This is a genomic window from Lysinibacillus boronitolerans JCM 21713 = 10a = NBRC 103108 (assembly GCF_000772935.1).
Taxonomy (GTDB): Bacteria; Bacillota; Bacilli; order Bacillales_A; family Planococcaceae; genus Lysinibacillus; species Lysinibacillus boronitolerans.
Genome location: NZ_JPVR01000074.1, coordinates 17,918 through 41,014, shown reverse-complemented (window position 1 = coordinate 41,014; position 23,097 = coordinate 17,918). Strand labels below are relative to the sequence as shown.

29 protein-coding genes are annotated in these 23,097 nt (G+C 39.3%); all 29 read left to right on the top strand.

Translation table 11 applies throughout. The features are described from left to right. Positions 1–21: 21 nt before the first annotated feature. Positions 22–3,705, top strand: a complete 3,684-nt coding sequence (rpoC, locus tag CD31_RS11540; protein WP_036077765.1) for a DNA-directed RNA polymerase subunit beta' — start codon at positions 22–24, stop codon at positions 3,703–3,705. Positions 3,706–3,844: 139 nt separating this feature from the next. Further along, the gene (locus CD31_RS11535) at positions 3,845–4,093 is read left to right on the top strand and encodes a ribosomal L7Ae/L30e/S12e/Gadd45 family protein (protein WP_004233607.1); all 249 of its coding nucleotides are present in this window, start codon (positions 3,845–3,847) and stop codon (positions 4,091–4,093) included. Positions 4,094–4,191: 98 nt separating this feature from the next. Further along, on the top strand, positions 4,192–4,611 hold the full coding sequence (gene rpsL / locus CD31_RS11530) for a 30S ribosomal protein S12 (protein WP_004233609.1): 420 nt from the start codon (positions 4,192–4,194) through the stop codon (positions 4,609–4,611). A 44-nt stretch (positions 4,612–4,655) separates the two neighbouring features. Beyond that, on the top strand, positions 4,656–5,126 hold the full coding sequence (gene rpsG / locus CD31_RS11525; protein ID WP_004233610.1) for a 30S ribosomal protein S7: 471 nt from the start codon (positions 4,656–4,658) through the stop codon (positions 5,124–5,126). A gap of 42 nt (positions 5,127–5,168) precedes the next feature. Beyond that, a complete protein-coding gene (fusA, locus tag CD31_RS11520) occupies positions 5,169–7,247 on the top strand; it encodes an elongation factor G (protein ID WP_016993310.1) in 2,079 nt (692 codons plus the stop codon). A gap of 136 nt (positions 7,248–7,383) precedes the next feature. Further along, positions 7,384–8,571 (top strand): elongation factor Tu, encoded by a 1,188-nt coding sequence (gene tuf, locus CD31_RS11515; protein ID WP_004233614.1) that lies wholly within the window; start codon positions 7,384–7,386, stop codon positions 8,569–8,571. Positions 8,572–8,729: 158 nt separating this feature from the next. Beyond that, positions 8,730–9,410, top strand: coding sequence for a response regulator transcription factor (locus CD31_RS11510; protein ID WP_081977495.1), 681 nt, complete (start codon positions 8,730–8,732; stop codon positions 9,408–9,410). Positions 9,411–9,425: 15 nt separating this feature from the next. Continuing rightward, positions 9,426–10,442, top strand: a complete 1,017-nt coding sequence (locus CD31_RS11505) for a sensor histidine kinase (protein ID WP_036077761.1) — start codon at positions 9,426–9,428, stop codon at positions 10,440–10,442. A gap of 96 nt (positions 10,443–10,538) precedes the next feature. Continuing rightward, positions 10,539–11,300 (top strand): ABC transporter ATP-binding protein, encoded by a 762-nt coding sequence (locus CD31_RS11500; protein ID WP_016995265.1) that lies wholly within the window; start codon positions 10,539–10,541, stop codon positions 11,298–11,300. After that, positions 11,290–13,269: an FtsX-like permease family protein gene (locus CD31_RS11495; protein WP_036077759.1), complete on the top strand. Its 1,980-nt coding sequence runs from the start codon at positions 11,290–11,292 to the stop codon at positions 13,267–13,269. The genes CD31_RS11500 and CD31_RS11495 overlap by 11 nt, the downstream gene beginning before the upstream one ends. A 157-nt stretch (positions 13,270–13,426) precedes the next feature. Then, positions 13,427–14,737, top strand: a complete 1,311-nt coding sequence (locus tag CD31_RS11490) for a Na+/H+ antiporter family protein (protein WP_036077757.1) — start codon at positions 13,427–13,429, stop codon at positions 14,735–14,737. Positions 14,738–15,091: 354 nt separating this feature from the next. Continuing rightward, the gene (gene rpsJ / locus CD31_RS11485) at positions 15,092–15,400 is read left to right on the top strand and encodes a 30S ribosomal protein S10 (protein WP_004233624.1); all 309 of its coding nucleotides are present in this window, start codon (positions 15,092–15,094) and stop codon (positions 15,398–15,400) included. A gap of 45 nt (positions 15,401–15,445) precedes the next feature. After that, positions 15,446–16,075 carry a 50S ribosomal protein L3 gene (gene rplC, locus CD31_RS11480; protein WP_004233625.1) on the top strand — a complete coding sequence of 210 codons (630 nt, stop codon included), beginning with the start codon at positions 15,446–15,448 and terminating at the stop codon, positions 16,073–16,075. Between the two features lie 26 nt (positions 16,076–16,101). Continuing rightward, positions 16,102–16,725 carry a 50S ribosomal protein L4 gene (gene rplD, locus CD31_RS11475; protein WP_004233626.1) on the top strand — a complete coding sequence of 208 codons (624 nt, stop codon included), beginning with the start codon at positions 16,102–16,104 and terminating at the stop codon, positions 16,723–16,725. Then, positions 16,725–17,009, top strand: coding sequence for a 50S ribosomal protein L23 (rplW, locus tag CD31_RS11470; protein ID WP_004233628.1), 285 nt, complete (start codon positions 16,725–16,727; stop codon positions 17,007–17,009). The genes rplD and rplW overlap by 1 nt, the downstream gene beginning before the upstream one ends. 47 nt (positions 17,010–17,056) lie before the next feature. Further along, positions 17,057–17,887 (top strand): 50S ribosomal protein L2, encoded by an 831-nt coding sequence (rplB, locus tag CD31_RS11465; protein WP_009373990.1) that lies wholly within the window; start codon positions 17,057–17,059, stop codon positions 17,885–17,887. A 60-nt stretch (positions 17,888–17,947) separates the two neighbouring features. Next, a complete protein-coding gene (rpsS, locus tag CD31_RS11460; protein WP_004233637.1) occupies positions 17,948–18,226 on the top strand; it encodes a 30S ribosomal protein S19 in 279 nt (92 codons plus the stop codon). A gap of 22 nt (positions 18,227–18,248) precedes the next feature. Continuing rightward, the gene (gene rplV, locus CD31_RS11455; protein ID WP_004233639.1) at positions 18,249–18,593 is read left to right on the top strand and encodes a 50S ribosomal protein L22; all 345 of its coding nucleotides are present in this window, start codon (positions 18,249–18,251) and stop codon (positions 18,591–18,593) included. Between the two features lie 3 nt (positions 18,594–18,596). Further along, positions 18,597–19,250, top strand: coding sequence for a 30S ribosomal protein S3 (gene rpsC, locus CD31_RS11450; RefSeq protein WP_004233642.1), 654 nt, complete (start codon positions 18,597–18,599; stop codon positions 19,248–19,250). Position 19,251: 1 nt separating this feature from the next. Continuing rightward, positions 19,252–19,686 carry a 50S ribosomal protein L16 gene (gene rplP, locus CD31_RS11445; RefSeq protein WP_004233644.1) on the top strand — a complete coding sequence of 145 codons (435 nt, stop codon included), beginning with the start codon at positions 19,252–19,254 and terminating at the stop codon, positions 19,684–19,686. Next, positions 19,676–19,876 carry a 50S ribosomal protein L29 gene (gene rpmC, locus CD31_RS11440; protein WP_004233646.1) on the top strand — a complete coding sequence of 67 codons (201 nt, stop codon included), beginning with the start codon at positions 19,676–19,678 and terminating at the stop codon, positions 19,874–19,876. The genes rplP and rpmC overlap by 11 nt, the downstream gene beginning before the upstream one ends. A gap of 18 nt (positions 19,877–19,894) precedes the next feature. Beyond that, entirely contained in the window at positions 19,895–20,158 is a 264-nt protein-coding gene (gene rpsQ, locus CD31_RS11435) for a 30S ribosomal protein S17 (RefSeq protein WP_004233648.1), read from the top strand. 43 nt (positions 20,159–20,201) lie between these two features. Continuing rightward, complete coding sequence (rplN, locus tag CD31_RS11430; RefSeq protein WP_004233650.1) at positions 20,202–20,570, top strand: 50S ribosomal protein L14; 369 nt, start codon at positions 20,202–20,204, stop codon at positions 20,568–20,570. Positions 20,571–20,605: 35 nt separating this feature from the next. After that, positions 20,606–20,914 carry a 50S ribosomal protein L24 gene (gene rplX, locus CD31_RS11425; RefSeq protein ID WP_004233652.1) on the top strand — a complete coding sequence of 103 codons (309 nt, stop codon included), beginning with the start codon at positions 20,606–20,608 and terminating at the stop codon, positions 20,912–20,914. 28 nt (positions 20,915–20,942) lie between these two features. After that, positions 20,943–21,482: a 50S ribosomal protein L5 gene (gene rplE, locus CD31_RS11420; protein WP_004233654.1), complete on the top strand. Its 540-nt coding sequence runs from the start codon at positions 20,943–20,945 to the stop codon at positions 21,480–21,482. A 21-nt stretch (positions 21,483–21,503) separates the two neighbouring features. Continuing rightward, a complete protein-coding gene (locus CD31_RS11415) occupies positions 21,504–21,689 on the top strand; it encodes a type Z 30S ribosomal protein S14 (RefSeq protein WP_004233656.1) in 186 nt (61 codons plus the stop codon). A 29-nt stretch (positions 21,690–21,718) separates the two neighbouring features. Beyond that, complete coding sequence (rpsH, locus tag CD31_RS11410) at positions 21,719–22,117, top strand: 30S ribosomal protein S8 (protein ID WP_008181717.1); 399 nt, start codon at positions 21,719–21,721, stop codon at positions 22,115–22,117. Between the two features lie 30 nt (positions 22,118–22,147). Next, positions 22,148–22,687: a 50S ribosomal protein L6 gene (rplF, locus tag CD31_RS11405; RefSeq protein WP_016992658.1), complete on the top strand. Its 540-nt coding sequence runs from the start codon at positions 22,148–22,150 to the stop codon at positions 22,685–22,687. Between the two features lie 32 nt (positions 22,688–22,719). Then, positions 22,720–23,079: a 50S ribosomal protein L18 gene (gene rplR, locus CD31_RS11400; protein ID WP_004233662.1), complete on the top strand. Its 360-nt coding sequence runs from the start codon at positions 22,720–22,722 to the stop codon at positions 23,077–23,079. Positions 23,080–23,097 lie beyond the last annotated feature (18 nt).

Here is a 23,097-nt window from a genome sequence, read left to right as displayed (position 1 = left end):
TACTAGAGGGAGGTAGGCTCCTTGATAGACGTTAATGAATTTGAATATATGAAAATTGGTTTAGCATCACCTGACAAGATTCGTTCTTGGTCATATGGAGAGGTTAAAAAACCTGAAACAATTAACTACCGTACACTAAAACCAGAAAAAGATGGTTTATTCTGTGAGCGTATTTTTGGTCCAACTAAGGACTGGGAGTGTCATTGTGGGAAATATAAACGCGTGCGCTATAAAGGCGTAGTTTGTGATCGCTGTGGTGTTGAAGTAACGCGTGCTAAAGTTCGTCGTGAACGTATGGGACATATCGAATTAGCAGCACCAGTTTCTCATATCTGGTACTTCAAAGGTATTCCTAGCCGTATGGGTCTAATTTTAGATATGTCACCTCGTGCCCTTGAAGAAGTTATCTATTTCGCTTCATACGTTGTGATCGATGCAGGTGCTACTAATTTAGAAAGTAAACAATTACTTTCTGAAAAAGAGTATCGTGCATACCGTGAAAAATTCGGTAACACATTCGAAGCATCAATGGGTGCAGAAGCAATCAAAAAATTATTAGGTAAAATTGACCTAGAAGATGAAACACAATCTTTAAAAGAAGAGTTAAAGTCTGCTCAAGGTCAAAGACGTACTCGTGCCATTAAACGTCTAGAAGTTGTTGAATCTTTCCGTAACTCAGGCAACTCACCTGAATGGATGATTCTAGATGTACTACCTGTTATTCCACCAGAGCTTCGTCCAATGGTGCAATTAGATGGTGGTCGTTTCGCGACTTCAGATTTAAACGATTTATACCGTCGTGTAATTAATCGTAATAACCGTTTAAAACGTTTATTAGACTTAGGTGCTCCAAGCATCATCGTACAAAATGAAAAACGTATGTTACAAGAAGCTGTTGACGCATTAATCGATAATGGTCGTCGCGGACGTCCTGTAACTGGTCCTGGTAACCGCCCGTTAAAATCACTTTCACATATGTTGAAAGGTAAACAAGGTCGTTTCCGTCAAAATCTACTTGGTAAACGTGTTGACTATTCTGGTCGTTCCGTTATCGTAGTAGGTCCAAACTTAAAAATGTACCAATGTGGTTTACCAAAAGAAATGGCTATCGAATTATTCAAGCCATTCGTTATGAAAGAATTGGTAGAGCGCGGCCTTGCTCATAACATTAAATCTGCTAAACGTAAAATTGAACGTTTAAATAACGACGTATGGGACGTTTTAGAAGATGTTATCCGTGAGCATCCAGTATTACTAAACCGTGCACCAACGCTTCACCGTCTTGGTATTCAAGCATTTGAACCAACACTAGTTGAGGGTCGTGCTATTCGTCTTCACCCATTAGTATGTACAGCCTACAACGCTGACTTCGATGGTGACCAAATGGCGGTTCACGTACCATTATCAGCAGAAGCTCAAGCTGAAGCTCGACTTTTAATGCTTGCTGCACAAAACATTCTGAATCCAAAAGACGGTAAACCTGTTGTAACACCTTCTCAAGATATGGTATTAGGAAACTACTACTTAACACTTGAACGTGAAGGCGCACGCGGTGAAGGTACTGTTTTCTATGGTCCAAATGAAGTTTTAATTGCATATGATACTGGACATGTACACTTGCATACACGTATCGCGATTAAAGCAAGCTCATTAAATAATCCAACATTCACTGAAGAACAAAATAATATGTTCTTATTAACAACTGTTGGTAAAGTAATCTTTAATGAAATCTTGCCAAAATCATTCCCTTATATTAATGAGCCAACTGATTTCAACTTAGAGCAAGTAACACCAGAAAAATACTTCGCTAAGTTAACAATTGATGAAGAAACGCTTAAAGAGCTTGAATCAGATAGTGCTTATAATAACTTAGATGAAAAAGGGAAAATTGATGCACAACGTACAGCTGTATTGCGTAAATACTTTGCATCAGTACCAGTTGTAAATCCATTCCGTAAGAAATTCTTAGGAAATATCATTGCTGAAGTATTTAAACGTTTCCACATTACTGAAACATCTAAAATGCTTGACCGTATGAAAAACCTAGGTTTCAAATATTCAACACGTGCAGGTATTACTGTAGGTGTATCTGATATCGTGGTATTACCTGATAAAGGTGAAATTTTAGCAGAAGCTCAAGAGAAAGTAGATAAAGTTCAAGCGCAATTCCGTCGTGGTTTCATTACTGAGGATGAGCGTTATGATCGTGTAATCTCAAGCTGGAGTGCTGCAAAAGATGAAATTCAAGCGAAACTGATGAAGTCACTTGAGAAAACAAACCCAATTTTCATGATGTCTGATTCAGGTGCCCGTGGTAACGCATCTAACTTTACTCAGTTAGCTGGTATGCGTGGTCTGATGGCCAACCCGGCTGGTCGTATTATCGAACTTCCAATCAAATCTTCTTTCCGTGAAGGTTTAACAGTATTAGAGTACTTCATCTCGACGCACGGTGCTCGTAAAGGTCTTGCCGATACAGCCCTAAAAACTGCCGATTCAGGTTACTTAACGCGTCGTCTTGTTGACGTTGCGCAAGATGTTATCGTCCGTGAAGATGACTGTGGTACTGACCGTGGCTTAACGATCGGTGCATTAATGGAAGGTACTGAATTAATCGAGGCTCTAGATGAACGTATTGTTGGTCGTCATACGAAGAAAACAATCTTCCACCCTGAAACTGGTGAAGTTATTCTTGCAAAAGACGGTTTAATCGATCAAGATATCGCTCGTGCAATTATCGATGCTGGTATTGAAGAAGTGACAATCCGTTCAGCATTTACATGTAATACAAAACACGGCGTTTGTAAAAAATGTTACGGCATGAACTTGGCGACAGGTGAGAAGGTTGAAGTTGGGGAAGCAGTTGGTATTATTGCTGCTCAATCAATCGGTGAACCAGGTACACAGTTAACAATGCGTACATTCCATACAGGTGGGGTTGCCGGAGATGATATTACACAAGGTCTACCACGTATCCAAGAGATCTTTGAAGCACGTAATCCAAAAGGTCAATCTGTTATTTCAGAAATCGCTGGTACGGTTTCAGATATCACAGAAATTCGTGAAGGCTTAAAAGAAATTACAATTCAAGGTGACGTAGAAACTCGTAAGTATCAAGCACCTTATAACGCACGTTTGAAAGTTATCGAAGGTGATAATGTAGAACGTGGTCAAGTTTTAACAGAAGGTTCTATCGATCCAAAACAATTGCTAAAAGTCAAAGACGTTTCAACTGTTCAAGAATATTTATTAAAAGAAGTTCAAAAAGTATACCGTATGCAAGGGGTAGAAATTGGGGATAAACATATCGAGGTAATGGTTCGCCAAATGCTTCGTAAAGTTCGTGTAATTGAAGCTGGAGATACAGAATTACTGCCTGGCTCATTACTAGATATCCACCAATTCACAGAGGCAAACGTAGATGCTGTTATGAATGGCAAAAACCCTGCAACTTGTCGACCTGTTATCCTTGGTATTACAAAAGCTTCTCTTGAGACAGAATCATTCTTATCTGCAGCATCGTTCCAAGAAACAACACGTGTGTTAACAGATGCAGCAATTAAGGGTAAACGTGACGAGCTTCTTGGATTAAAAGAAAACGTAATTATTGGTAAACTTGTTCCTGCAGGTACTGGTATGCAACGTTATCGTCAAATCCGCATCGAAAAAGATGAGCTTGACACAGAAGTCGTTTCTGCTGAATAAACATTAAAATTAGGCCGAAGAGATGCATATTTTTATCATCTCTTCGGACTTTTTAAAGATATTAGTTGACAGTGTAAATGAGTAATGATAATATATTGAAGGTTGATAGTTAACTGTCTGTACTTCGGAGGATATGCAAATGTCTTATGATAAAGTAAGGGCTAGTCAAACAATCATAGGTACAAAGCAAGCAGTAAAAGCAATGCGAGCTGGTTCAGTGAAAGAACTTTTTGTGGCACTTGATGCAGACAATTGGGTAACCGATTCGGCCATATCTTTCGCGAGAGAAATCGGTATACCAGTTATTCTTGTCGAGTCCAAAAAGGAACTGGGCAAAGCCTGTGGAATCCATGTTGGAGCTGCGGTAGTTGCGATTACTGTAGAGTAGTTTTTGTGTAAAATGCACAAAGACTTTGTTTTTACCCAAAAAATGAACCACCTGGATGTGTGGTATTAAAAAAGAAGGAATGAAGGGAGGAAAAATCGATGCCTACAATTAACCAATTGGTACGTAAGCCTCGTAAATCTAAAATCACGAAATCAAATTCACCAGCGTTAAACAAAGGATATAACTCATTTAAAAAATCTTTAACTGATGTTAAATCTCCACAAAAACGTGGTGTTTGTACTCGTGTAGGTACAATGACGCCTAAAAAACCAAACTCAGCGTTACGTAAATACGCTCGTGTACGTTTAACTAACCAAATCGAGGTTACAGCGTACATTCCTGGTGAAGGCCACAACTTACAAGAGCACAGTGTTGTTCTTATCCGTGGCGGTCGTGTAAAAGACTTACCGGGTGTTCGTTACCATATCGTTCGTGGTGCTCTTGATACTGCTGGTGTAAACGGTCGTATGCAATCACGTTCTTTATACGGTACAAAACGCCCTAAAGAAAAAAAATAATTTAAATACTACAATATATTTACTCAATGAAAGGAGGAAAACACATGCCTCGTAAAGGTCCTGTTTCCAAACGTGACGTGTTACCAGATCCAATTTATAATTCAAAACTAGTAACTCGTTTAATCAATAAAATGATGATTGATGGTAAAAGAGGTACTTCTCAAAAGATTTTATACGGTGCGTTCGAACTAGTTAAAGAACGTTCTGGTCAAGATCCAATCGAAGTATTCGAAGCTGCTCTAAATAACGTAATGCCAGTTCTTGAAGTACGTGCTCGCCGTGTTGGTGGTTCTAACTACCAAGTACCAGTTGAAGTACGCCCAGAACGTCGTACAACTTTAGGTCTTCGTTACCTAGTTAACTATTCTCGTCTTCGTGGTGAAAAAACTATGGAAGAGCGTTTAGCTAACGAAATCCTTGATGCTTCTAACAACACTGGTGCATCAGTTAAGAAACGTGAAGATATGCACAAAATGGCAGAAGCGAACAAAGCATTCGCTCACTACCGTTGGTAATCTAAACATAGCATAAGCCCAATATGGAAGGAGAAATACCTAATGAAACGCGAATTCTCACTAGAGAATACTCGTAATATTGGGATCATGGCTCACATTGATGCTGGTAAAACAACAACAACTGAGCGTATCCTTTATTACACAGGTAAGATTCACAAAATCGGTGAAACTCATGAAGGCGCTTCTCAAATGGACTGGATGGAGCAAGAGCAAGAACGTGGTATCACAATCACTTCTGCTGCGACAACAGCTCAATGGAAAGGCAACCGCGTAAACATCATCGATACTCCTGGACACGTAGACTTCACTGTAGAAGTAGAACGTTCTTTACGTGTACTTGACGGCGCAGTAACTGTACTTGATGCTCAATCTGGTGTTGAACCTCAAACAGAAACTGTATGGCGTCAAGCTACAACTTACGGTGTACCACGTATCGTATTCATTAACAAAATGGATAAAATGGGTGCAGATTTCCTATATTCTGTAGGTACTTTACACGAGCGTTTACAAGCAAATGCTCATCCAATCCAATTACCAATTGGTGCGGAAGATGAGTTCAAAGCTATTATTGACCTAGTTGAAATGGATGTAACTTACTACGATAACGAAGAAGGTACAGCATTACGTGAAGGTCAACCAATTCCTGAAGAATTCCAAGCGCAAGCTGAAGAATACCGTGAGAAGTTAATCGAAGCAATCGCTGAAGTTAACGAAGAAATCATGGAAAAATACTTTGCTGGTGAAGAAATTACAAAAGAAGAGCTTAAAGCGGCTATCCGTAAAGCGACAATCGCTGTAGAATTCTACCCAGTAATCTGCGGTACAGCATTCAAACACAAAGGTGTTCGTAAAATGCTTGACGCGGTTATCGACTACTTACCATCTCCAGTTGATGTACCTGCTATTAAAGGTACAACTCCAGATGGTGAAGAAACTGAACGTCCATCATCAGACGATGCGCCATTCTCAGCTTTAGCATTTAAAGTTATGACTGACCCATTCGTAGGTAAATTAACGTTCTTCCGTGTGTACTCTGGTGTTCTTGAATCAGGTTCATACGTACAAAACTCTTCAAAAGGTAAACGTGAGCGCGTAGGTCGTATCCTACAAATGCACGCAAACAGCCGTGAAGAGATTTCAAAAGTATTTGCTGGTGATATCGCAGCTGCTGTAGGTCTTAAAGATACAACAACTGGTGACACTCTTTGTGAAGAGAAAAACCTTGTTATCCTTGAGTCTATGGAGTTCCCAGAACCAGTTATCTCTCTTTCTGTAGAACCAAAATCAAAAGCTGACCAAGATAAAATGGGTCAAGCTTTACAAAAACTACAAGAAGAAGATCCAACATTCCGTGCACATACAGACCAAGAAACTGGTCAAACAATTATCTCAGGTATGGGTGAGCTTCACCTTGATATCTTAGTTGATCGTATGCGCCGTGAATTTAAAGTAGAAGCTAACGTAGGTGCTCCAATGGTATCTTACCGTGAAACATTCCGTGGCTCTGCTCAAGTTCAAGGTAAATTCACTCGTCAATCTGGTGGTCGTGGTCAATACGGTGACGTATGGATCGAGTTCTCTCCAAATGAAGAGGGTAAAGGCTTTGAATTCGAAAATGCTATCGTTGGTGGTGTAGTACCACGTGAATATATTCCAGCTGTAGAAGCAGGTCTTCGTGACTCGCTTGACCGCGGTGTAATCGCTGGTTACCCATTAATCGACATCAAAGCGAAATTATTCGATGGTTCATACCATGATGTTGACTCAAACGAAATGGCATTTAAAATCGCTGCATCTATGGCACTTAAAGCTGCTGCATCAAAATGTAGTCCAGTTCTTTTAGAGCCTATGATGAAAGTTGAAGTTGTAATCCCTGAAGAATATCTTGGTGATATCATGGGTAACATCACTTCTCGCCGTGGTCGCGTAGAAGGTATGGAAGCTCGCGGTAACGCTCAAGTTGTTCGTGCGATGGTTCCACTTTCAGAAATGTTTGGATATGCAACAACTTTACGTTCTGCAACGCAAGGTCGTGGTGTATTCTCAATGGTATTCGATCATTATGAAGAAGTACCAAAATCAATCTCTGAAGATATCATCAAAAAAAATAAAGGTGAATAATTGAAATTTCATCTTGCATAAAGTATAACTAATTTGTAAGCTATGATTGCAGGATAGGGGATGGGCCCGTTCTCTATCAGCATTCATTCTATAAATTTTAAATCTAAAACATACAATTTTGAGGAGGCAATCTCTAATGGCTAAAGAAAAATTTGACCGTTCTAAAACGCATGCTAACATTGGTACAATCGGACACGTTGACCATGGTAAAACTACTTTAACTGCTGCAATCGCTACAGTTCTTTCTAAAAAAATGGGTGGTACAGCTAAATCTTACGCTGATATCGATAACGCTCCAGAAGAAAAAGAACGTGGTATCACAATCAATACTTCTCACGTAGAATACGAAACAGAAACTCGTCACTATGCACACGTTGACTGCCCAGGACACGCTGACTATGTTAAAAACATGATCACTGGTGCTGCTCAAATGGACGGCGGTATCTTAGTAGTATCTGCTGCTGACGGCCCAATGCCACAAACTCGTGAGCACATCCTTTTATCACGTCAAGTAGGTGTTCCTTACTTAGTAGTATTCATGAACAAATGTGATATGGTTGACGACGAAGAATTATTAGAATTAGTAGAAATGGAAATCCGTGATCTACTATCTGAATATGACTTCCCAGGTGACGATATTCCTGTAATTAAAGGTTCTGCTCTTAAAGCTCTTGAAGGTGAACCAGAATGGGAAGAAAAAATCGTTGAATTAATGGACGCTGTAGATTCTTACATCCCAACTCCAGAACGTCAAACTGACAAACCATTCATGATGCCAGTAGAGGACGTATTCTCTATTACTGGTCGTGGTACAGTTGCAACTGGCCGTGTTGAACGTGGTCAAGTTAAAGTTGGTGACGTAGTTGAAATCATCGGTATCGCTGAAGAAGCTAAATCTACTACTGTAACTGGTGTAGAAATGTTCCGTAAATTATTAGACTATGCTGAAGCTGGTGACAACATCGGTGCTTTACTACGTGGTGTTGCTCGTGAAGAAATCCAACGTGGTCAAGTATTAGCTAAACCAGGTTCAATTACTCCACACACTAACTTCAAAGCTGAAGTTTACGTTTTATCAAAAGAAGAGGGTGGCCGTCATACTCCATTCTTCTCTAACTACCGTCCTCAGTTCTACTTCCGTACAACTGACGTAACAGGTATCTGTAACTTACCAGAAGGCGTTGAAATGGTAATGCCTGGTGATAACATCGAAATGACAGTTGAACTTATCGCTCCAATCGCTCTTGAAGAAGGTACTAAATTCTCTATCCGTGAGGGTGGCCGTACTGTAGGCGCTGGCGTAGTTGCTTCTATCCAAAAATAATTTTAACTCTCGTTAATTTTAAACCAATCTGTAGGGACGCCTACAGATTGGTTTTTTGTGTTAAAATAAAGAAAAATTAGAGTTTTAATTAGTGTATGTGTACATAACGGTAAGCATGTCATCTAGGGTAAATAATTAAAGGGAAAGGGGAATTGACTATGGACATGAAAATTTTGCTGATTGAAGATGATCCTTCTATTTTTAGTATGATTCAAGAACGATTTGAACAGTGGTCATTACACGTTGTTGGACCTAAAAATTTTCAAAAGGTGATGGATGACTTTATAGAGGAGAAGCCACATCTCGTGTTAATTGATATTCAATTGCCTGCCTATGACGGCTTTCATTGGTGTCGTGAAATTCGTCATTTATCCAAAGTGCCAATCCTATTTCTTTCTTCCCGAGATCACCCGATGGATATGGTAATGGCTATGCAAATGGGAGCAGATGATTTTATTCAAAAGCCTTTTCATATGGAAGTTTTACTCGCAAAAGCACAGGCTATTTTACGTAGAACCTATGATTACGTTGAAGAGAAAATGAATGTTACACGTTTTAACGATGCCATCATTGATTATGCAAGAAGTGAAATTATGTATAATGGTGCCATTGCTTCCTTAACAAAAAATGAACTTTTCATTTTAAGAATATTAGTGGAACAGGCTAATCAAATAGTTTCAAGAGATGAGTTAATGAGAAAACTATGGGATGACGAACGTTTTGTAAACGATAATACTTTGTCGGTCAATGTTAATCGGTTACGTACAAAGCTAGAGGATATTGGTTTATATGAAGTAATACTGACAAAAAAGGGACTTGGTTATATGGCAGTAAGCTGAGGGACGTGAGGGAAGTTGTTATTATTATTTATTAGAGAGCGCTTTGCTTGGATAGGTTTTTTTATTTTTACTTTGATAATACTAAATGTACTATTTTCTCTTGACGTTGGTTTAAATGGAGTGTCTATTTGGTATGTGAATATTAGTTTGCTTATTAGTTTTATACTCTTTTTGGGGTATCGCTATGTCATCGAAGTTGGGAAATTAAAAGATTTCCTGGGAAATATGGATAGCTATCTTGATGATGCACATAGAAATAGTTTAGCTTTATCTCCTTTTCAAGAAGTATACTTTCGAAAAATGGAAGATATCCTTTTTGAAAAGAATATGGAGTTAAATCTAGCCAAAGTGCAGCTACAGGAATATTCAGATGAGCTATTAGCTTGGGTTCATGAAGTAAAAGCTCCTTTAACTGCTATTAATTTAATGTTTGAGCATATTGAGGATTTACAGCTACGTCGAAAATTAGAGAATGAATGGCTAAGACTGCATCTTTTGGTTGATCAACAACTGCATCAAACAAGATTATCTTCTATTGAAAAGGATAATTATTTAAATGAGATTGAACTAAAGCCCATTGTTTATAAAGAAATCAGAGCTATGCAAGCCTGGTGTCTTGAGAAAGGCATTGGCTTTGAAATTGCTGAACTTACTGAGACAGTTTTGACAGATGGCAAGTGGCTAGCATTTATTATTCGACAAATTCTTTCGAATGCCATCAAGTATAGTCCAGCGAATTCTGAGATAACAATTTTTGCAGAACATGATTCTACAGGTGCTACATTACTACATATTAAAGATATAGGTAGGGGTATACCTTTAGAGGATTTACCTAGGATTTTTCAAAAATCTTATACAGGAACAGCGGGAAGGGAATCCTCTCAGTCTACAGGTATGGGTCTTTATTTAGCATCTAATGTAGCCCATAAAATTGGTATTCGTATTAATGTTCAATCTAAAGTTGGTGAAGGCTCACTATTTACACTACGTTTCCCCTTACAAAATGAATATGCGAAACTAACAGGTAGATGACGAAAATGTCACCTACCTTTTTATATTGTCATGTAAAACGCACGAATGATTAGGTTTGTCAGGGTACACTTGGACTATAGAAAGGGGCGTTATGAAGTGACAGTTTTAATCGGTCGTAAAATAAAGAAAGTGTATGGAAAAAAATCAACAGCTCAAGAAGTATTAAAGGGTATTGATTTAGAAGTGAATAAAGGTGAATTTGTAGGTATTATGGGACCTTCTGGCTCTGGTAAAACAACGCTTTTAAATGTCTTATGCTCAATTGACTTTGCGACGGAAGGTGTTATTGAGATAAACGGTCATAGTTTACGTGGTATGAAAGAAAAGGCTTTAGCAAACTTCCGACGAGAGCAGCTGGGATTTATATTTCAAGACTATAATTTATTAGATACCTTGACAGTAAAAGAAAATATTCTTCTACCATTAGCCATCAGTAAGTTACCAAAAGCCGTTGCAGAAAGTCGAGTGAAGGAACTCACTTCTTTGCTGGGAATCACAGAAATTTTAAATAAATACCCCAACGAAATATCGGGTGGACAAAAACAGCGTACCTCTGCTGCACGCGCACTTATTACCAATCCGTCATTGGTATTTGCAGACGAGCCCACTGGTGCATTAGATTCTAAATCTGCCACAGCCCTGCTTCAAAATCTACAAAATATTAATGAGACAAAAGAAGCGACAATCATGATGGTTACACACGACGCAGTAGCTGCAAGCTTCTGTACACGTGTGTTATTCCTAAAGGATGGCCTTATCTATAGTGAGCTTTATAAGGGCGATAAAACAAGGCAGGCCTTTTTCCAAGAAATCATGCATACACAAAGTGTGCTAGGCGGTGATGGGTATGAGTCTTAGTAAGCTAGTACTTCGAAGTATGAAGAAAAATATGAGACACTACTATTTATATTTTTTTGCACTTATTTTTAGTGTTACATTGTATTTTTCTTTTGTCACCTTGCAAAATAATACGGAAGTGTGGGCTGCTGTTCAAATGAGTGGAACGGCTGCGGCAGGATTTAAGGCAGCAACTTATATTCTATATTTTATCGTTTTGTTTTTCGTTTTATATGCAAACCATTTATTTATGAAGCGTCGTAGTAAGGAAATAGGCTTGTATCAACTGATTGGCATGACTAAGAGTCTAATCGTGCGTTTATTAGCGATTGAAAACATCCTCTTGTTCGTTGGAGCCGTTATTATAGGTATGTTGGCAGGCTTCTTTAGCTCTCGTGTGTTTGCAATGATTTTGCTTCGTGTGCTTGAAAAAGAAGCTCTCGTAACCATGACTTTTAGTACACAAGCTTTACAGCAGTCGATGATTGTATTTACCATCTTATTGATCATTGTTCTTATACAGATGGCCTGGATGATTCATCATGTTTCATTGTTATCATTATTTAGTGCAGCAAAACAAGCAGATGAGCGCGTAAGACGTTTTAGTGCGTTGCAGATGGTTATTGGCTTTTTGGGTCTTATACTGATTGTATATGGCTACTATGCATCAACAAAGCTGTTCGATATCGAATCTGCAGGTAATTTATTTATTAATATGATCATTATTTTAGCTACTACAATTGGTGGAACATTCCTTGTTTTCCGTTTCTCTGTAGCATTTATTATGAATACGATTCGCCTAAAGAAAAAAGGGCATTTATCCATAAAGGATGTATTAGCATTAACGCCCATAATGCATCGCATGAAGAGCAATGCAAAGTCATTAACGCTAATCACCGTGTTAACAGGCGTTTCTCTAGGCGTGACGACGCTTTCCTATATTGCCTATTACTCCTCAGCAGCATCTGCATATAGCCAAGTACCAGGTGATTTCATATTGCTTGAAGAGCAAGGGAAAGCCTTCTTAGAGAAGTTAGAGGAAAATAACATTGCTTATGATAAAATTGACTACCGTTTGCAGGGGGTAACCGCTGCTGTAGGTCAGCTGATGTCTAAAAAACAGCAGGATAACCCTTTATATACGATGGAAGGTACAATTTATACCATTCCGCTTTCAGATTATCAACAGAGTGTTCCAGAAGCCAAGCTATCTGGGAACGAGGTTATCTTAACAAACTATGGTGGTTATATGGCTGAGATGTTCCCGTTAGAGAAAGATCATGATTTAGTAGTATCTGCAGGAAAACTGGAAGAAACTTTTCATGTCGTTGATGTTCACGATAAAAGTGTGATAAGTGGTATTGTAACGGCTGGGGGTGGCGGACCTGTCTTTGTGGTGACAGATGATATGTTTAAAAGTTTAACTACACAGGCAGCTCTTTATCCTTGGCATCATCAAACAACAATTACTTTAAAGTCGAACGAAGATATCGCGACAGCAGAAAAATTATATATTCAATCAAATGCAGGCATTATTACGGCTGTTGATGATAAAGGGAAAACAAAGCAATATACACAATCATCCTATGAAGGCAAACGTAAAGACAATATTGAATCATTAGGTCTGACAATATTTACAACAGCATTTTTAGGTTTAGCATTCTTAATGACAACAGGTAGTATTCTATACTTTAAACAAATGTCTGAGGCAGAGGAAGAACGTGATTCCTATACAATCCTACGAAAGATTGGCTTTGCTGAAAAAGATATCATGAAGGGTATTTATATGAAACAGGCCTTTAATTTCGGTGTTCCATTAGTTATTGGGTTATTGCATAGCTACTTTGCTGTTAAGTCAGGGTGGTTTTTATTCGGAACAGAGTTAACAGCTCCCTTGTGGATTGCAATGTGCTGTTATATAGCCTTATATACGGTTTTTGCCATTCTGTCAGTAGGCTATTATAAAAAGGTTGTACGTCAGTCGTTGTAATATTAAATAAGAAGAAACTCGGAAACAGTGTGGTGTTTATCATTACACTGTTTTTTAGTGCTGAAATATAGAAATTACAAAAACCCTTGACTTTCAATTATCAGAATAATAAAGTTTAACATGTTAGTAATTTAGTGTATGAAAGTAGAGTGTAACAATGAATGCAGTAATTGCGGCTGTTGCCGTTATGTTAATATTAAGCTTGCTTCGCATCAATGTCGTTCTCTCGTTAGTTCTAGGAGCATTTGTAGGTGGTCTAACTAGTGGGATGGGCATCGAGTCAACAGTCCGATCATTTACGGAAGGATTAGGAGCAGGAGCAACCATTGCATTGAGTTATGGCTTACTTGGTGGTTTTGCAATCGCCATTGCCAAGACAGGAATACCCGAATTAATGATAGCTGGGATGTTAAAAATATTAAAGGGTAAAAGTAATAGAAAAGGTCTTATCAAGGTATTAATTTTCTTCCTTATCTTTGTGATGTCAATTTTATCTCAAAATGTCATTCCTATTCATATTGCCTTCATTCCATTATTAATTCCTCCTATTTTAAAGATTTTAAATATGCTAGAAGTCGACCGACGTATAATTGCAACGTTGATTGCAGTAGGCTTAATTGGTACTTATAGTTTTGTACCTGCTGGTTTTGGAGCAATCTTTCAAGATATCGTTGCTACACAAGTGTCAGAGGCAGGAATGGCTGTATCTTCACGTGATGTCTCTGCAGCAATGGGGATTCCCGTATTAGGAATGCTAATTGGATTGGTAATCGCCTTTGTTGTATACCGCAAGCCAAGGCATTATAAACATAGTGAAGTGGAGACTGAATCTTTAAATGTAAACGTCAGCAAGTTTATTATGTTTTCTACAGCGCTGGCATTAGTGATAGCACTATGCGCTCAAGTATTAACAGATTCAATGATTGTAGGCTCGTTTGCAGGTATTATGATTATGTATTTTACAGGTGCCCTTAAATGGAAAGAAGCCGATGATATTCTTTCTGAAGGAATGAAGATGATGGCCTTTATTGGTTTTGTTATGATCGCAGCAAATGGTTTCGCGGCGGTTATCAATGCTACAGGTGATGTGGACAGCTTAATTACAAATTCGCTCACCGTATTAGAAGGAAATAGAAGTCTTGCTGTTTTCATCATGTTAGTCATAGGATTAGTTGTGACGATGGGAATTGGCTCATCCTTCGCAACGGTGCCAATTATTGCTACACTCTTTGTTCCGCTTGCACAAGGCTTAGATATGAGTCCATTAGCTATACTTTGTTTAGTTGGTACAGCTGGTGCTTTAGGAGATGCAGGTTCTCCAGCATCTGATTCTACATTAGGACCAACTGCTGGCCTAAATGTAGACGGTCAGCATCATCATATTTGGGATACCTGTGTTCCGACATTTATTTTCATTAACATACCACTAATCCTATTTGGTTGGATTGCCTGTGTGTTCTTTCTATAACAAGAAAGTAGTTTCTATATAAAATAGAAACTACTTTTCATTTTAGAGTTATTTGAAATGTGCGAAAATGTTGATATGACAACCTTAAGTGTTGCAATATGAATAGAAATTTTATATACTAATAAACGGCTTAATAAAGCGTAGAAATAGTAGTACTAAGAATATCTGCAACATTTAAAAGAATTTAGCGAAAAGACTTGCTTATTCTTTTTTTATTGTATATAATGTTGAATGTTGGTCTTTGACTGCGATGAAGCGAGAGGTTGCCGACACACCCGGCCGCTTTGCCATGGCGGTGTGTGGGAAAATTTTCGTGGAGAATGTCTAGAAAATAGGCGAGAAGGAGGGAAAATAATGGCAAAACAAAAGATTCGTATTCGTTTAAAAGCGTATGATCACCGTATTTTAGATCAATCTGCTGAGAAAATTGTGGAAACTGCAAAACGTTCAGGTGCAAGTGTATCAGGTCCGATTCCACTTCCAACTGAGAAGTCTGTGTACACAATTCTTCGTGCGGTTCACAAGTACAAAGATTCTCGTGAACAATTCGAAATGCGTACGCATAAACGTCTGATCGATATCGTTAACCCAACACCACAAACTGTTGATGCGTTAATGAAACTTGATTTACCATCTGGCGTTGATATCGAAATCAAACTTTAATGGTAAAAACAATATAACTTTTAAAACTTACAGGAGGTGTGACAAATGGCTAAAGGAATCTTAGGTAGAAAAATTGGTATGACACAAGTTTTCGCTGAAAACGGCGATTTAATCCCGGTAACAGTTATCGAGGCTACTCCAAACGTAGTTCTTCAAAAGAAAACTGTTGAAACAGACGGCTACGAAGCAATTCAAGTTGGTTTCGAAGACAAGCGCGTTAAGCTTTCTAACAAACCAGAACAAGGTCACGTAGCAAAAGCGAACACTGCTCCTAAGCGCTTCATTCGTGAATTCCGCAACGTGAACGTGGAAGAATACGAAGTTGGTCAAGAAGTCAAAGTAGAAATTTTCGCAGAAGGCGATGTAATCGATGTAACAGGAGTTACTAAAGGTAAAGGTTTCCAAGGTGTTATTAAACGCCACGGACAATCTCGTGGTCCTATGGCCCACGGTTCTCGTTACCACCGTCGTCCTGGTTCAATGGGTCCAGTTGCTCCGAACCGCGTATTTAAACAAAAGAAATTACCTGGTCAAATGGGTGGCAATGTAGTTACAATCCAAAACTTAGAAATCGTGAAAGTTGATACAGATCGTAACTTACTACTTGTTAAAGGTAATGTTCCTGGTTCTAAAAAAGCTCTAGTTACAGTAAAAACTGCAATTAAAGCTAAGTAATCACTTAAGGAAAGGAGGAAACAGGAATGACAAAAGTATCTGTACTTAGTCAAACAGGTGCTTCAGTTGGTGAAATCGAATTAAACGATGCGATCTTCGGAATCGAGCCAAATGAAGCAGTATTATTCGACGCAGTAGTTGCTCAACGTGCTTCTCTTCGTCAAGGTAATCACAAGGTTAAAAACCGTTCTGAGGTTGCTGGTGGTGGTCGTAAACCATGGCGTCAAAAAGGAACTGGTCGTGCTCGTCAAGGTTCTATCCGTTCTCCACAATGGCGCGGCGGTGGTATCGTATTCGGTCCTACTCCACGTAGCTATTCTTATAAATTACCTAAAAAAGTTCGTCGTTTAGCTCTTAAATCTGCTTTATCAGCTAAAGTAGTAGAACAAAACTTCTTAGTTCTTGATGCTCTAACTCTAGCAGCACCAAAAACAAAAGAATTCACAAAAATCCTTAAAGATCTTTCTTTAGAGAAAAAATCTTTATTCGTAACTGCTGACCTAGATGAAAACGTAGCATTATCTGCTCGTAACATCCCAGGTGTAACAGTTTTAACTGCAAACGGAATCAACGTTCTTGATCTATTAGGTCATGATAAAGTTGTATTCACTAAGTCTGCAGTAGAAAAAGTTGAGGAGGTGCTTGGATAATGGAAGCACGTGATATTTTAAAACGTCCGGTCATTACTGAGCGTTCTTCAGAACTTATGGCAGAGAAAAAGTATACTTTCGAAGTAGACACTCGCGCTAACAAAACTCAAGTAAAAGACGCTGTAGAAGAAATCTTTGGCGTAAAAGTTGAGAAAGTAAACGTTCTTAACTACAAAGGTAAATTCAAACGCGTAGGCCGTTACGGTGGTTACACTAACAAACGTCGTAAAGCGATCGTTAAATTAACTGCTGATAGCAAAGAAATTGAATTATTCGAAATGTAATCCTAACGGATTTATGATTTGAACACTCAAGAAGGAGGGAAAACACAATGGCGATTAAAAAGTATAAACCTACCTCTAATGGTCGTCGTAACATGACGTCATTAGACTTTGCGGAAATTACAACAAACAAGCCTGAAAAATCATTGCTTGAACCAACTAAACGCAAAGCTGGTCGTAACAACCAAGGTAAAATCACTGTTCGTCATCATGGTGGTGGTCATAAGAAGCAATACCGTGTTATCGATTTCAAACGTGTTAAAGATGGCATTCCGGCAAAAGTTGCTACTATTGAATATGATCCAAACCGTTCTGCGAATATCGCATTAATCAACTACGCTGATGGAGCAAAAGCTTACATCTTAGCACCAAAAGGTCTAGAGGTTGGTCAAACAATCGTTTCTGGTCCAGATGCTGATATTAAAGTAGGTAACACATTACCATTAGCAAACATTCCAATGGGTACTACAATCCATAACATCGAGTTAAAACCTGGTAAGGGCGGACAATTAGTACGTTCAGCTGGTACTTCTGCGCAAGTACTTGGTCGTGAAGATAAGTACGTTATCGTTCGTTTACAATCTGGTGAAGTACGTTTAGTTTTAGCTACTTGCCGCGCTACAATCGGTCAAGTTGGTAACGAACAACACGAACTTGTACACATCGGTAAAGCAGGTCGTAGCCGTTGGTTAGGTAAACGCCCAGAAGTTCGTGGTTCTGTAATGAACCCTAACGATCACCCACACGGTGGTGGTGAAGGACGTTCTCCAATCGGACGTAAATCACCAATGACTCCTTGGGGTAAACCAGCACTTGGTTACAAAACTCGCAAGAAGAAAAACAAATCGGATAAATTTATCATCCGTAGTCGTAAAAAATAAAGTGGTTAAACTACGGTTCTATGTGAGAGCCGTGGTGGAATCACGGAGGGAGGTTCCTACATGGGTCGCAGCTTGAAAAAAGGACCTTTTGTCGATGACCACTTAATGAAAAAAGTGGAAGCGCAAGAGGCTTCTGAGAAAAAACAAGTTATCAAAACTTGGTCACGCCGTTCTACAATCTTCCCGAACTTCATCGGTTTAACGATTGCTGTATATGATGGACGTAAACATGTTCCTGTATACGTAACAGAAGATATGGTAGGCCATAAACTTGGTGAGTTCGCACCGACACGTACTTATAAAGGTCACGGTGCAGACGACAAGAAAACAAGACGCTAATTTTGAGAGGAGGTAAATCCTAATGACACAAGCTAAAGCTATCGCTCGTACAGTACGCATTGCTCCTCGCAAAGTACGTCTAGTTGTAGACTTAATCCGAGGTAAGCAAGTTGGTGAAGCAGTTGCAATTTTACGTCATACTCCAAAAGCGGCGTCTCCAGTCGTTGAGAAAGTATTAAAATCTGCAGTTGCTAACGCTGAGCACAACTACGATCTTGACATCAACTCTTTAGTAGTTTCTGAAGTATTCGTTGACGAAGGTCCAACTTTAAAACGTTTCCGTCCACGTGCACAAGGACGTGCAAGCGCAATTAACAAACGCACAAGCCACATTACTCTAGTGGTATCTGAGAAGAAGGAGGGTTAATCCGTGGGTCAAAAAGTACATCCAATAGGACTACGCGTTGGTATTATTCGTGACTGGGAGTCAAAATGGTACGCTGAAAAAGACTATGCAACTCTACTTCACGAAGACATCAAAGTGCGTAAATATATTGAAACGGCTCTTAAAGACGCTTCAGTTTCTAAAGTAGAAATCGAACGTGCTGCAAACCGTGTAAACATTACAATTCACACTGCGAAACCAGGTATGGTAATCGGTAAAGGTGGTACTGAAGTTGAAAACCTTCGTAAATACCTTAGCGATTTAACTGGTAAACGTGTACACATCAACATCATCGAAATCAAACGTGCAGATCTTGACGCTCGTCTAGTAGCTGAAAACATCGCTCGTCAATTAGAAAATCGTGTATCATTCCGTCGTGCGCAAAAGCAAGCGATCCAACGCACAATCCGCGCTGGTGCAAAAGGAATTAAAACACAAGTATCTGGTCGTTTAGGTGGCGCTGACATCGCGCGTGCTGAACACTATAGTGAAGGAACTGTTCCACTTCATACTCTACGTGCTGACATCGATTATGCACACGCAGAAGCTGATACTACTTACGGTAAATTAGGCGTTAAAGTATGGATCTACCGTGGTGAAGTTCTTCCTACGAAGAAATCTGTGGAAGGAGGCAAATAATATGTTATTGCCTAAACGCGTTAAATACCGTCGTGAACACCGCGGCAACATGCGTGGCGAAGCGAAAGGCGGTAAAGAAGTAACTTTCGGCGAATGGGGCTTACAAGCTCAAACTGCTAGCTGGATTACTAACCGTCAAATCGAATCTGCTCGTATCGCGATGACTCGTTACATGAAACGTGGCGGTAAAGTTTGGATTAAAATCTTCCCACATAAACCTTACACTAAAAAACCTCTAGAAGTCCGCATGGGTTCTGGTAAAGGTTCTCCTGAAGGTTGGGTAGCAGTAGTTAAACCAGGAAAAGTAATGTTCGAAATTGCTGGCGTATCTGAAGAAGTTGCACGTGAAGCACTTCGTTTAGCATCACACAAACTTCCTGTTAAATGTAAGATCGTAAAACGTCAAGAAACTGGTGGTGAATCTAATGAAAGCTAATGAAATCCGTGACCTTGCTACTTCTGAAATAGAATTAAAAGTGAAATCACTGAAAGAAGAGCTTTTCAACCTTCGCTTCCAATTGGCGACTGGTCAATTAGAAAACACAGCTCGTATTCGTGAAGTGCGTAAAGCAATCGCGCGTATGAAAACTGTTATTCGTGAAAGAGAAATCAGTGCAAATAACTGATAAAGGAGGTTTTCAAGTATGACTGAGCGCAATCAACGCAAAGTTTACACGGGCCGCGTTGTTTCAGATAAAATGGACAAAACTGTTACTGTTTTAGTTGAAACTTACAAAAAGCACAAGCTTTATGGTAAGCGTGTAAAATACTCTAAAAAGTTTAAAGCTCATGATGAGTTAAACACAGCGAAAATCGGTGATATCGTACGTATCATGGAAACTCGCCCGCTATCAGCTACTAAACGTTTCCGTCTAGTAGAAGTTGTAGAAAAAGCGGTTATTATTTAATAACTATTTCGGAACAACCAATTTCCGAAGGGAGGTAACCTAAGTGATCCAACAAGAAAGTCGTATGAAAGTTGCTGACAACTCAGGTGCACGTGAAGTTCTTACAATTAAAGTGCTTGGTGGCTCTGGCCGTAAAACTGCTAACATCGGTGATATCGTTGTTTGTACAGTTAAGAAAGCAACACCAGGTGGCGTTGTCAAGAAGGGTGACGTTGTTAAAGCTGTTATCGTTCGTACTAAATCAGGCGTTCGTCGTAAAGACGGCACGTACATCAAATTTGATGAAAATGCTTGTGTAATTATTCGTGATGATAAATCACCACGCGGAACTCGTATTTTCGGACCTGTTGCACGTGAACTACGTGACAGCAACTTCATGAAAATCGTTTCTCTAGCTCCAGAAGTTCTTTAATTTCATGACAGTGCCAATCAAGGAGGTGCGACAGCATGCATGTAAAAAAAGGTGACAAGGTTAAGGTAATCACTGGTAAGGATAAAGGCAAAGAAGGCGTAATCCTTGCTGCTTTCCCAAAACAAGATCGCGTTCTTGTTGAAGGTGTGAACATCGTGAAAAAACACGTTAAACCTAACCAATTGAATCCACAAGGTGGTATTGTTAGCCAAGAGGCTGCAATTCACGTTTCGAACGTAATGCTAATCGATCCTAAATCTGGCGAGCCGACTCGTGTAGGTTATAAAATCGAAAACGGTAAAAAAGTTCGTGTAGCAAAAAAATCAGGTGCAGTAATCGACTAATTAGTATAAATAGAAGGGAGGTACACACATGAGCCGCCTAAAAGAAAAATATTTAAATGAAGTTTCTCCAGCTCTTATGAGCAAATTTGGATATAAATCAGTTATGCAACTACCGAAAGTTGAGAAAATCGTTATCAACATGGGTGTTGGTGATGCAGTTCAAAACTCTAAAGCGTTAGATGCAGCTGTTGAAGAATTAACAATTATCACTGGTCAAAAACCAGTAGTAACTAAAGCTAAAAAATCGATCGCAGGTTTCCGTCTTCGTGAAGGTATGCCTATCGGTGCTAAAGTTACATTACGCGGTGAGCGTATGTATGAATTCTTGGACAAATTAATTTCTATCTCACTACCTCGTGTACGTGACTTCCGTGGTGTTTCTAAAAAAGCATTCGATGGTCGCGGTAACTACACTCTAGGTGTTAAAGAACAATTAATTTTCCCAGAAATCGATTACGATAAAGTTTCAAAAGTACGCGGTATGGACATCGTGATCGTAACGACAGCGAACTCTGACGAAGAAGCTCGCGAGTTATTGACACAATTCGGTATGCCGTTCCAAAAGTAATCAAACAAGGAGGGCGAAAACGTGGCTAAAAAATCTATGATCGTTAAACAACAACGTAAGCAAAAGTTTAAAGTGCAAGAGTATACACGTTGTGAACGCTGTGGTCGTCCACATTCAGTATATCGCAAATTCAAACTTTGCCGTATTTGTTTCCGAGAACTTGCATATAAGGGACAAATTCCTGGCGTGAAAAAAGCCAGCTGGTAATCCCCTAATTTGGGAAGGAGGTAAATGTAATGACAATGACTGATCCGATTGCAGATATGCTTACTCGCATTCGTAATGCGAACATGGTTCGTCACGAGAAGTTAGAAGTACCAGCTTCCAACGTGAAAAAAGAAATCGCTGAAATTTTAAAGCGTGAAGGTTTCGTACGTGACGTAGAATACGTGGAAGACAACAAACAAGGTATCATCCGTATTTTCTTAAAATATGGAAAAGATAACGAGCGCGTTATCACTGGCTTAAAACGTATTTCTAAACCTGGTTTACGTGTATATGCTAAAACAAATGAAGTACCTAAAGTATTGAACGGTCTTGGTATCGCTTTAGTGTCAACTTCACAAGGTTTATTAACAGATAAAGAAGCTCGCGCTAAACAAGTTGGCGGCGAAGTTCTAGCATACGTTTGGTAATTAGCAATAAATGAATGGAGGTGCAACTAAATGTCTCGTGTAGGTAAAAAAATTATCGAGGTACCAGCTAACGTAACTGTTACTGTTGCAGCTGACAACACTGTTACTGTTAAAGGTCCTAAAGGCGAACTTGTTCGTTCTTTCCACCAAGATATGAAAATTGAGCAAGAGGGTAACGTAATCACTGTAGTACGTCCTTCTGAATCAAAAGAACACCGCACAAACCACGGTACTACTCGTGCGCTTCTTGCGAACATGGTTACTGGTGTTTCTGCAGGTTTCGAAAAAGCTTTAGAACTTATCGGTGTAGGTTACCGTGCGCAATTACAAGGTAATAAACTTGTACTTAACGTAGGTTACTCTCATCCAGTAGAGTTCACACCTGAAGATGGTCTACAAATTGAAGTTCCTTCAAACACTAAGATCATCGTTAAAGGTATTAGTAAAGAACGCGTTGGTGCTCTTGCATCTAACATCCGTGACGTTCGTCCACCAGAGCCTTATAAAGGTAAAGGTATTCGTTATGAAGGCGAATATGTTCGTCGTAAAGAAGGTAAAACAGGTAAATAATGCAGCTTAAGCATTAGAAAGGAGTGACCCTTGTGATTACGAAACAAGATAAAAATCAGGTTCGTAAAAAACGTCATGCTCGCGTTCGTTCTAAAATTTCGGGTACTGCTCAGCGTCCACGCTTAAACGTATTCCGTTCTAACAAGAACATTTACGCGCAACTTATCGATGACGTAGCAGGCGTAACAATTGTTAGCGCATCTTCTCAAGAAAATGGTTTCGAAGGTGCAGGTAGCAATGTTGACGCAGCAACTAAAGTCGGTGAAACAATCGCAAAACGCGCTGCGGAAAAAAATATTACTGCTGTAGTATTTGACCGTGGTGGTTACTTATATCATGGACGTGTGAAAGCTTTAGCTGAAGCTGCACGTGAGAACGGTTTAGAATTTTAATAAGAAGGAGGGACACAT

What these genes read in the sequence shown, in the direction of transcription:
- CD31_RS11535 (WP_004233607.1), top strand. Translation starts at nt 3,845, where the DNA reads ATGTCTTATGATAAAGTAAGGGCTAGTCAAACAATCATAGGTACAAAG.
- rpsL (WP_004233609.1), top strand. Translation starts at nt 4,192, where the DNA reads ATGCCTACAATTAACCAATTGGTACGTAAGCCTCGTAAATCTAAAATC.
- rpsG (WP_004233610.1), top strand. Translation starts at nt 4,656, where the DNA reads ATGCCTCGTAAAGGTCCTGTTTCCAAACGTGACGTGTTACCAGATCCA.
- fusA (WP_016993310.1), top strand. Translation starts at nt 5,169, where the DNA reads ATGAAACGCGAATTCTCACTAGAGAATACTCGTAATATTGGGATCATG.
- tuf (WP_004233614.1), top strand. Translation starts at nt 7,384, where the DNA reads ATGGCTAAAGAAAAATTTGACCGTTCTAAAACGCATGCTAACATTGGT.
- CD31_RS11510 (WP_081977495.1), top strand. Translation starts at nt 8,730, where the DNA reads ATGGACATGAAAATTTTGCTGATTGAAGATGATCCTTCTATTTTTAGT.
- CD31_RS11495 (WP_036077759.1), top strand. Translation starts at nt 11,290, where the DNA reads ATGAGTCTTAGTAAGCTAGTACTTCGAAGTATGAAGAAAAATATGAGA.
- CD31_RS11490 (WP_036077757.1), top strand. Translation starts at nt 13,427, where the DNA reads ATGAATGCAGTAATTGCGGCTGTTGCCGTTATGTTAATATTAAGCTTG.
- rpsJ (WP_004233624.1), top strand. Translation starts at nt 15,092, where the DNA reads ATGGCAAAACAAAAGATTCGTATTCGTTTAAAAGCGTATGATCACCGT.
- rplC (WP_004233625.1), top strand. Translation starts at nt 15,446, where the DNA reads ATGGCTAAAGGAATCTTAGGTAGAAAAATTGGTATGACACAAGTTTTC.
- rplD (WP_004233626.1), top strand. Translation starts at nt 16,102, where the DNA reads ATGACAAAAGTATCTGTACTTAGTCAAACAGGTGCTTCAGTTGGTGAA.
- rplW (WP_004233628.1), top strand. Translation starts at nt 16,725, where the DNA reads ATGGAAGCACGTGATATTTTAAAACGTCCGGTCATTACTGAGCGTTCT.
- rplB (WP_009373990.1), top strand. Translation starts at nt 17,057, where the DNA reads ATGGCGATTAAAAAGTATAAACCTACCTCTAATGGTCGTCGTAACATG.
- rpsS (WP_004233637.1), top strand. Translation starts at nt 17,948, where the DNA reads ATGGGTCGCAGCTTGAAAAAAGGACCTTTTGTCGATGACCACTTAATG.
- rplV (WP_004233639.1), top strand. Translation starts at nt 18,249, where the DNA reads ATGACACAAGCTAAAGCTATCGCTCGTACAGTACGCATTGCTCCTCGC.
- rplP (WP_004233644.1), top strand. Translation starts at nt 19,252, where the DNA reads ATGTTATTGCCTAAACGCGTTAAATACCGTCGTGAACACCGCGGCAAC.
- rpmC (WP_004233646.1), top strand. Translation starts at nt 19,676, where the DNA reads ATGAAAGCTAATGAAATCCGTGACCTTGCTACTTCTGAAATAGAATTA.
- rpsQ (WP_004233648.1), top strand. Translation starts at nt 19,895, where the DNA reads ATGACTGAGCGCAATCAACGCAAAGTTTACACGGGCCGCGTTGTTTCA.
- rplX (WP_004233652.1), top strand. Translation starts at nt 20,606, where the DNA reads ATGCATGTAAAAAAAGGTGACAAGGTTAAGGTAATCACTGGTAAGGAT.
- rplE (WP_004233654.1), top strand. Translation starts at nt 20,943, where the DNA reads ATGAGCCGCCTAAAAGAAAAATATTTAAATGAAGTTTCTCCAGCTCTT.
- rpsH (WP_008181717.1), top strand. Translation starts at nt 21,719, where the DNA reads ATGACAATGACTGATCCGATTGCAGATATGCTTACTCGCATTCGTAAT.
- rplF (WP_016992658.1), top strand. Translation starts at nt 22,148, where the DNA reads ATGTCTCGTGTAGGTAAAAAAATTATCGAGGTACCAGCTAACGTAACT.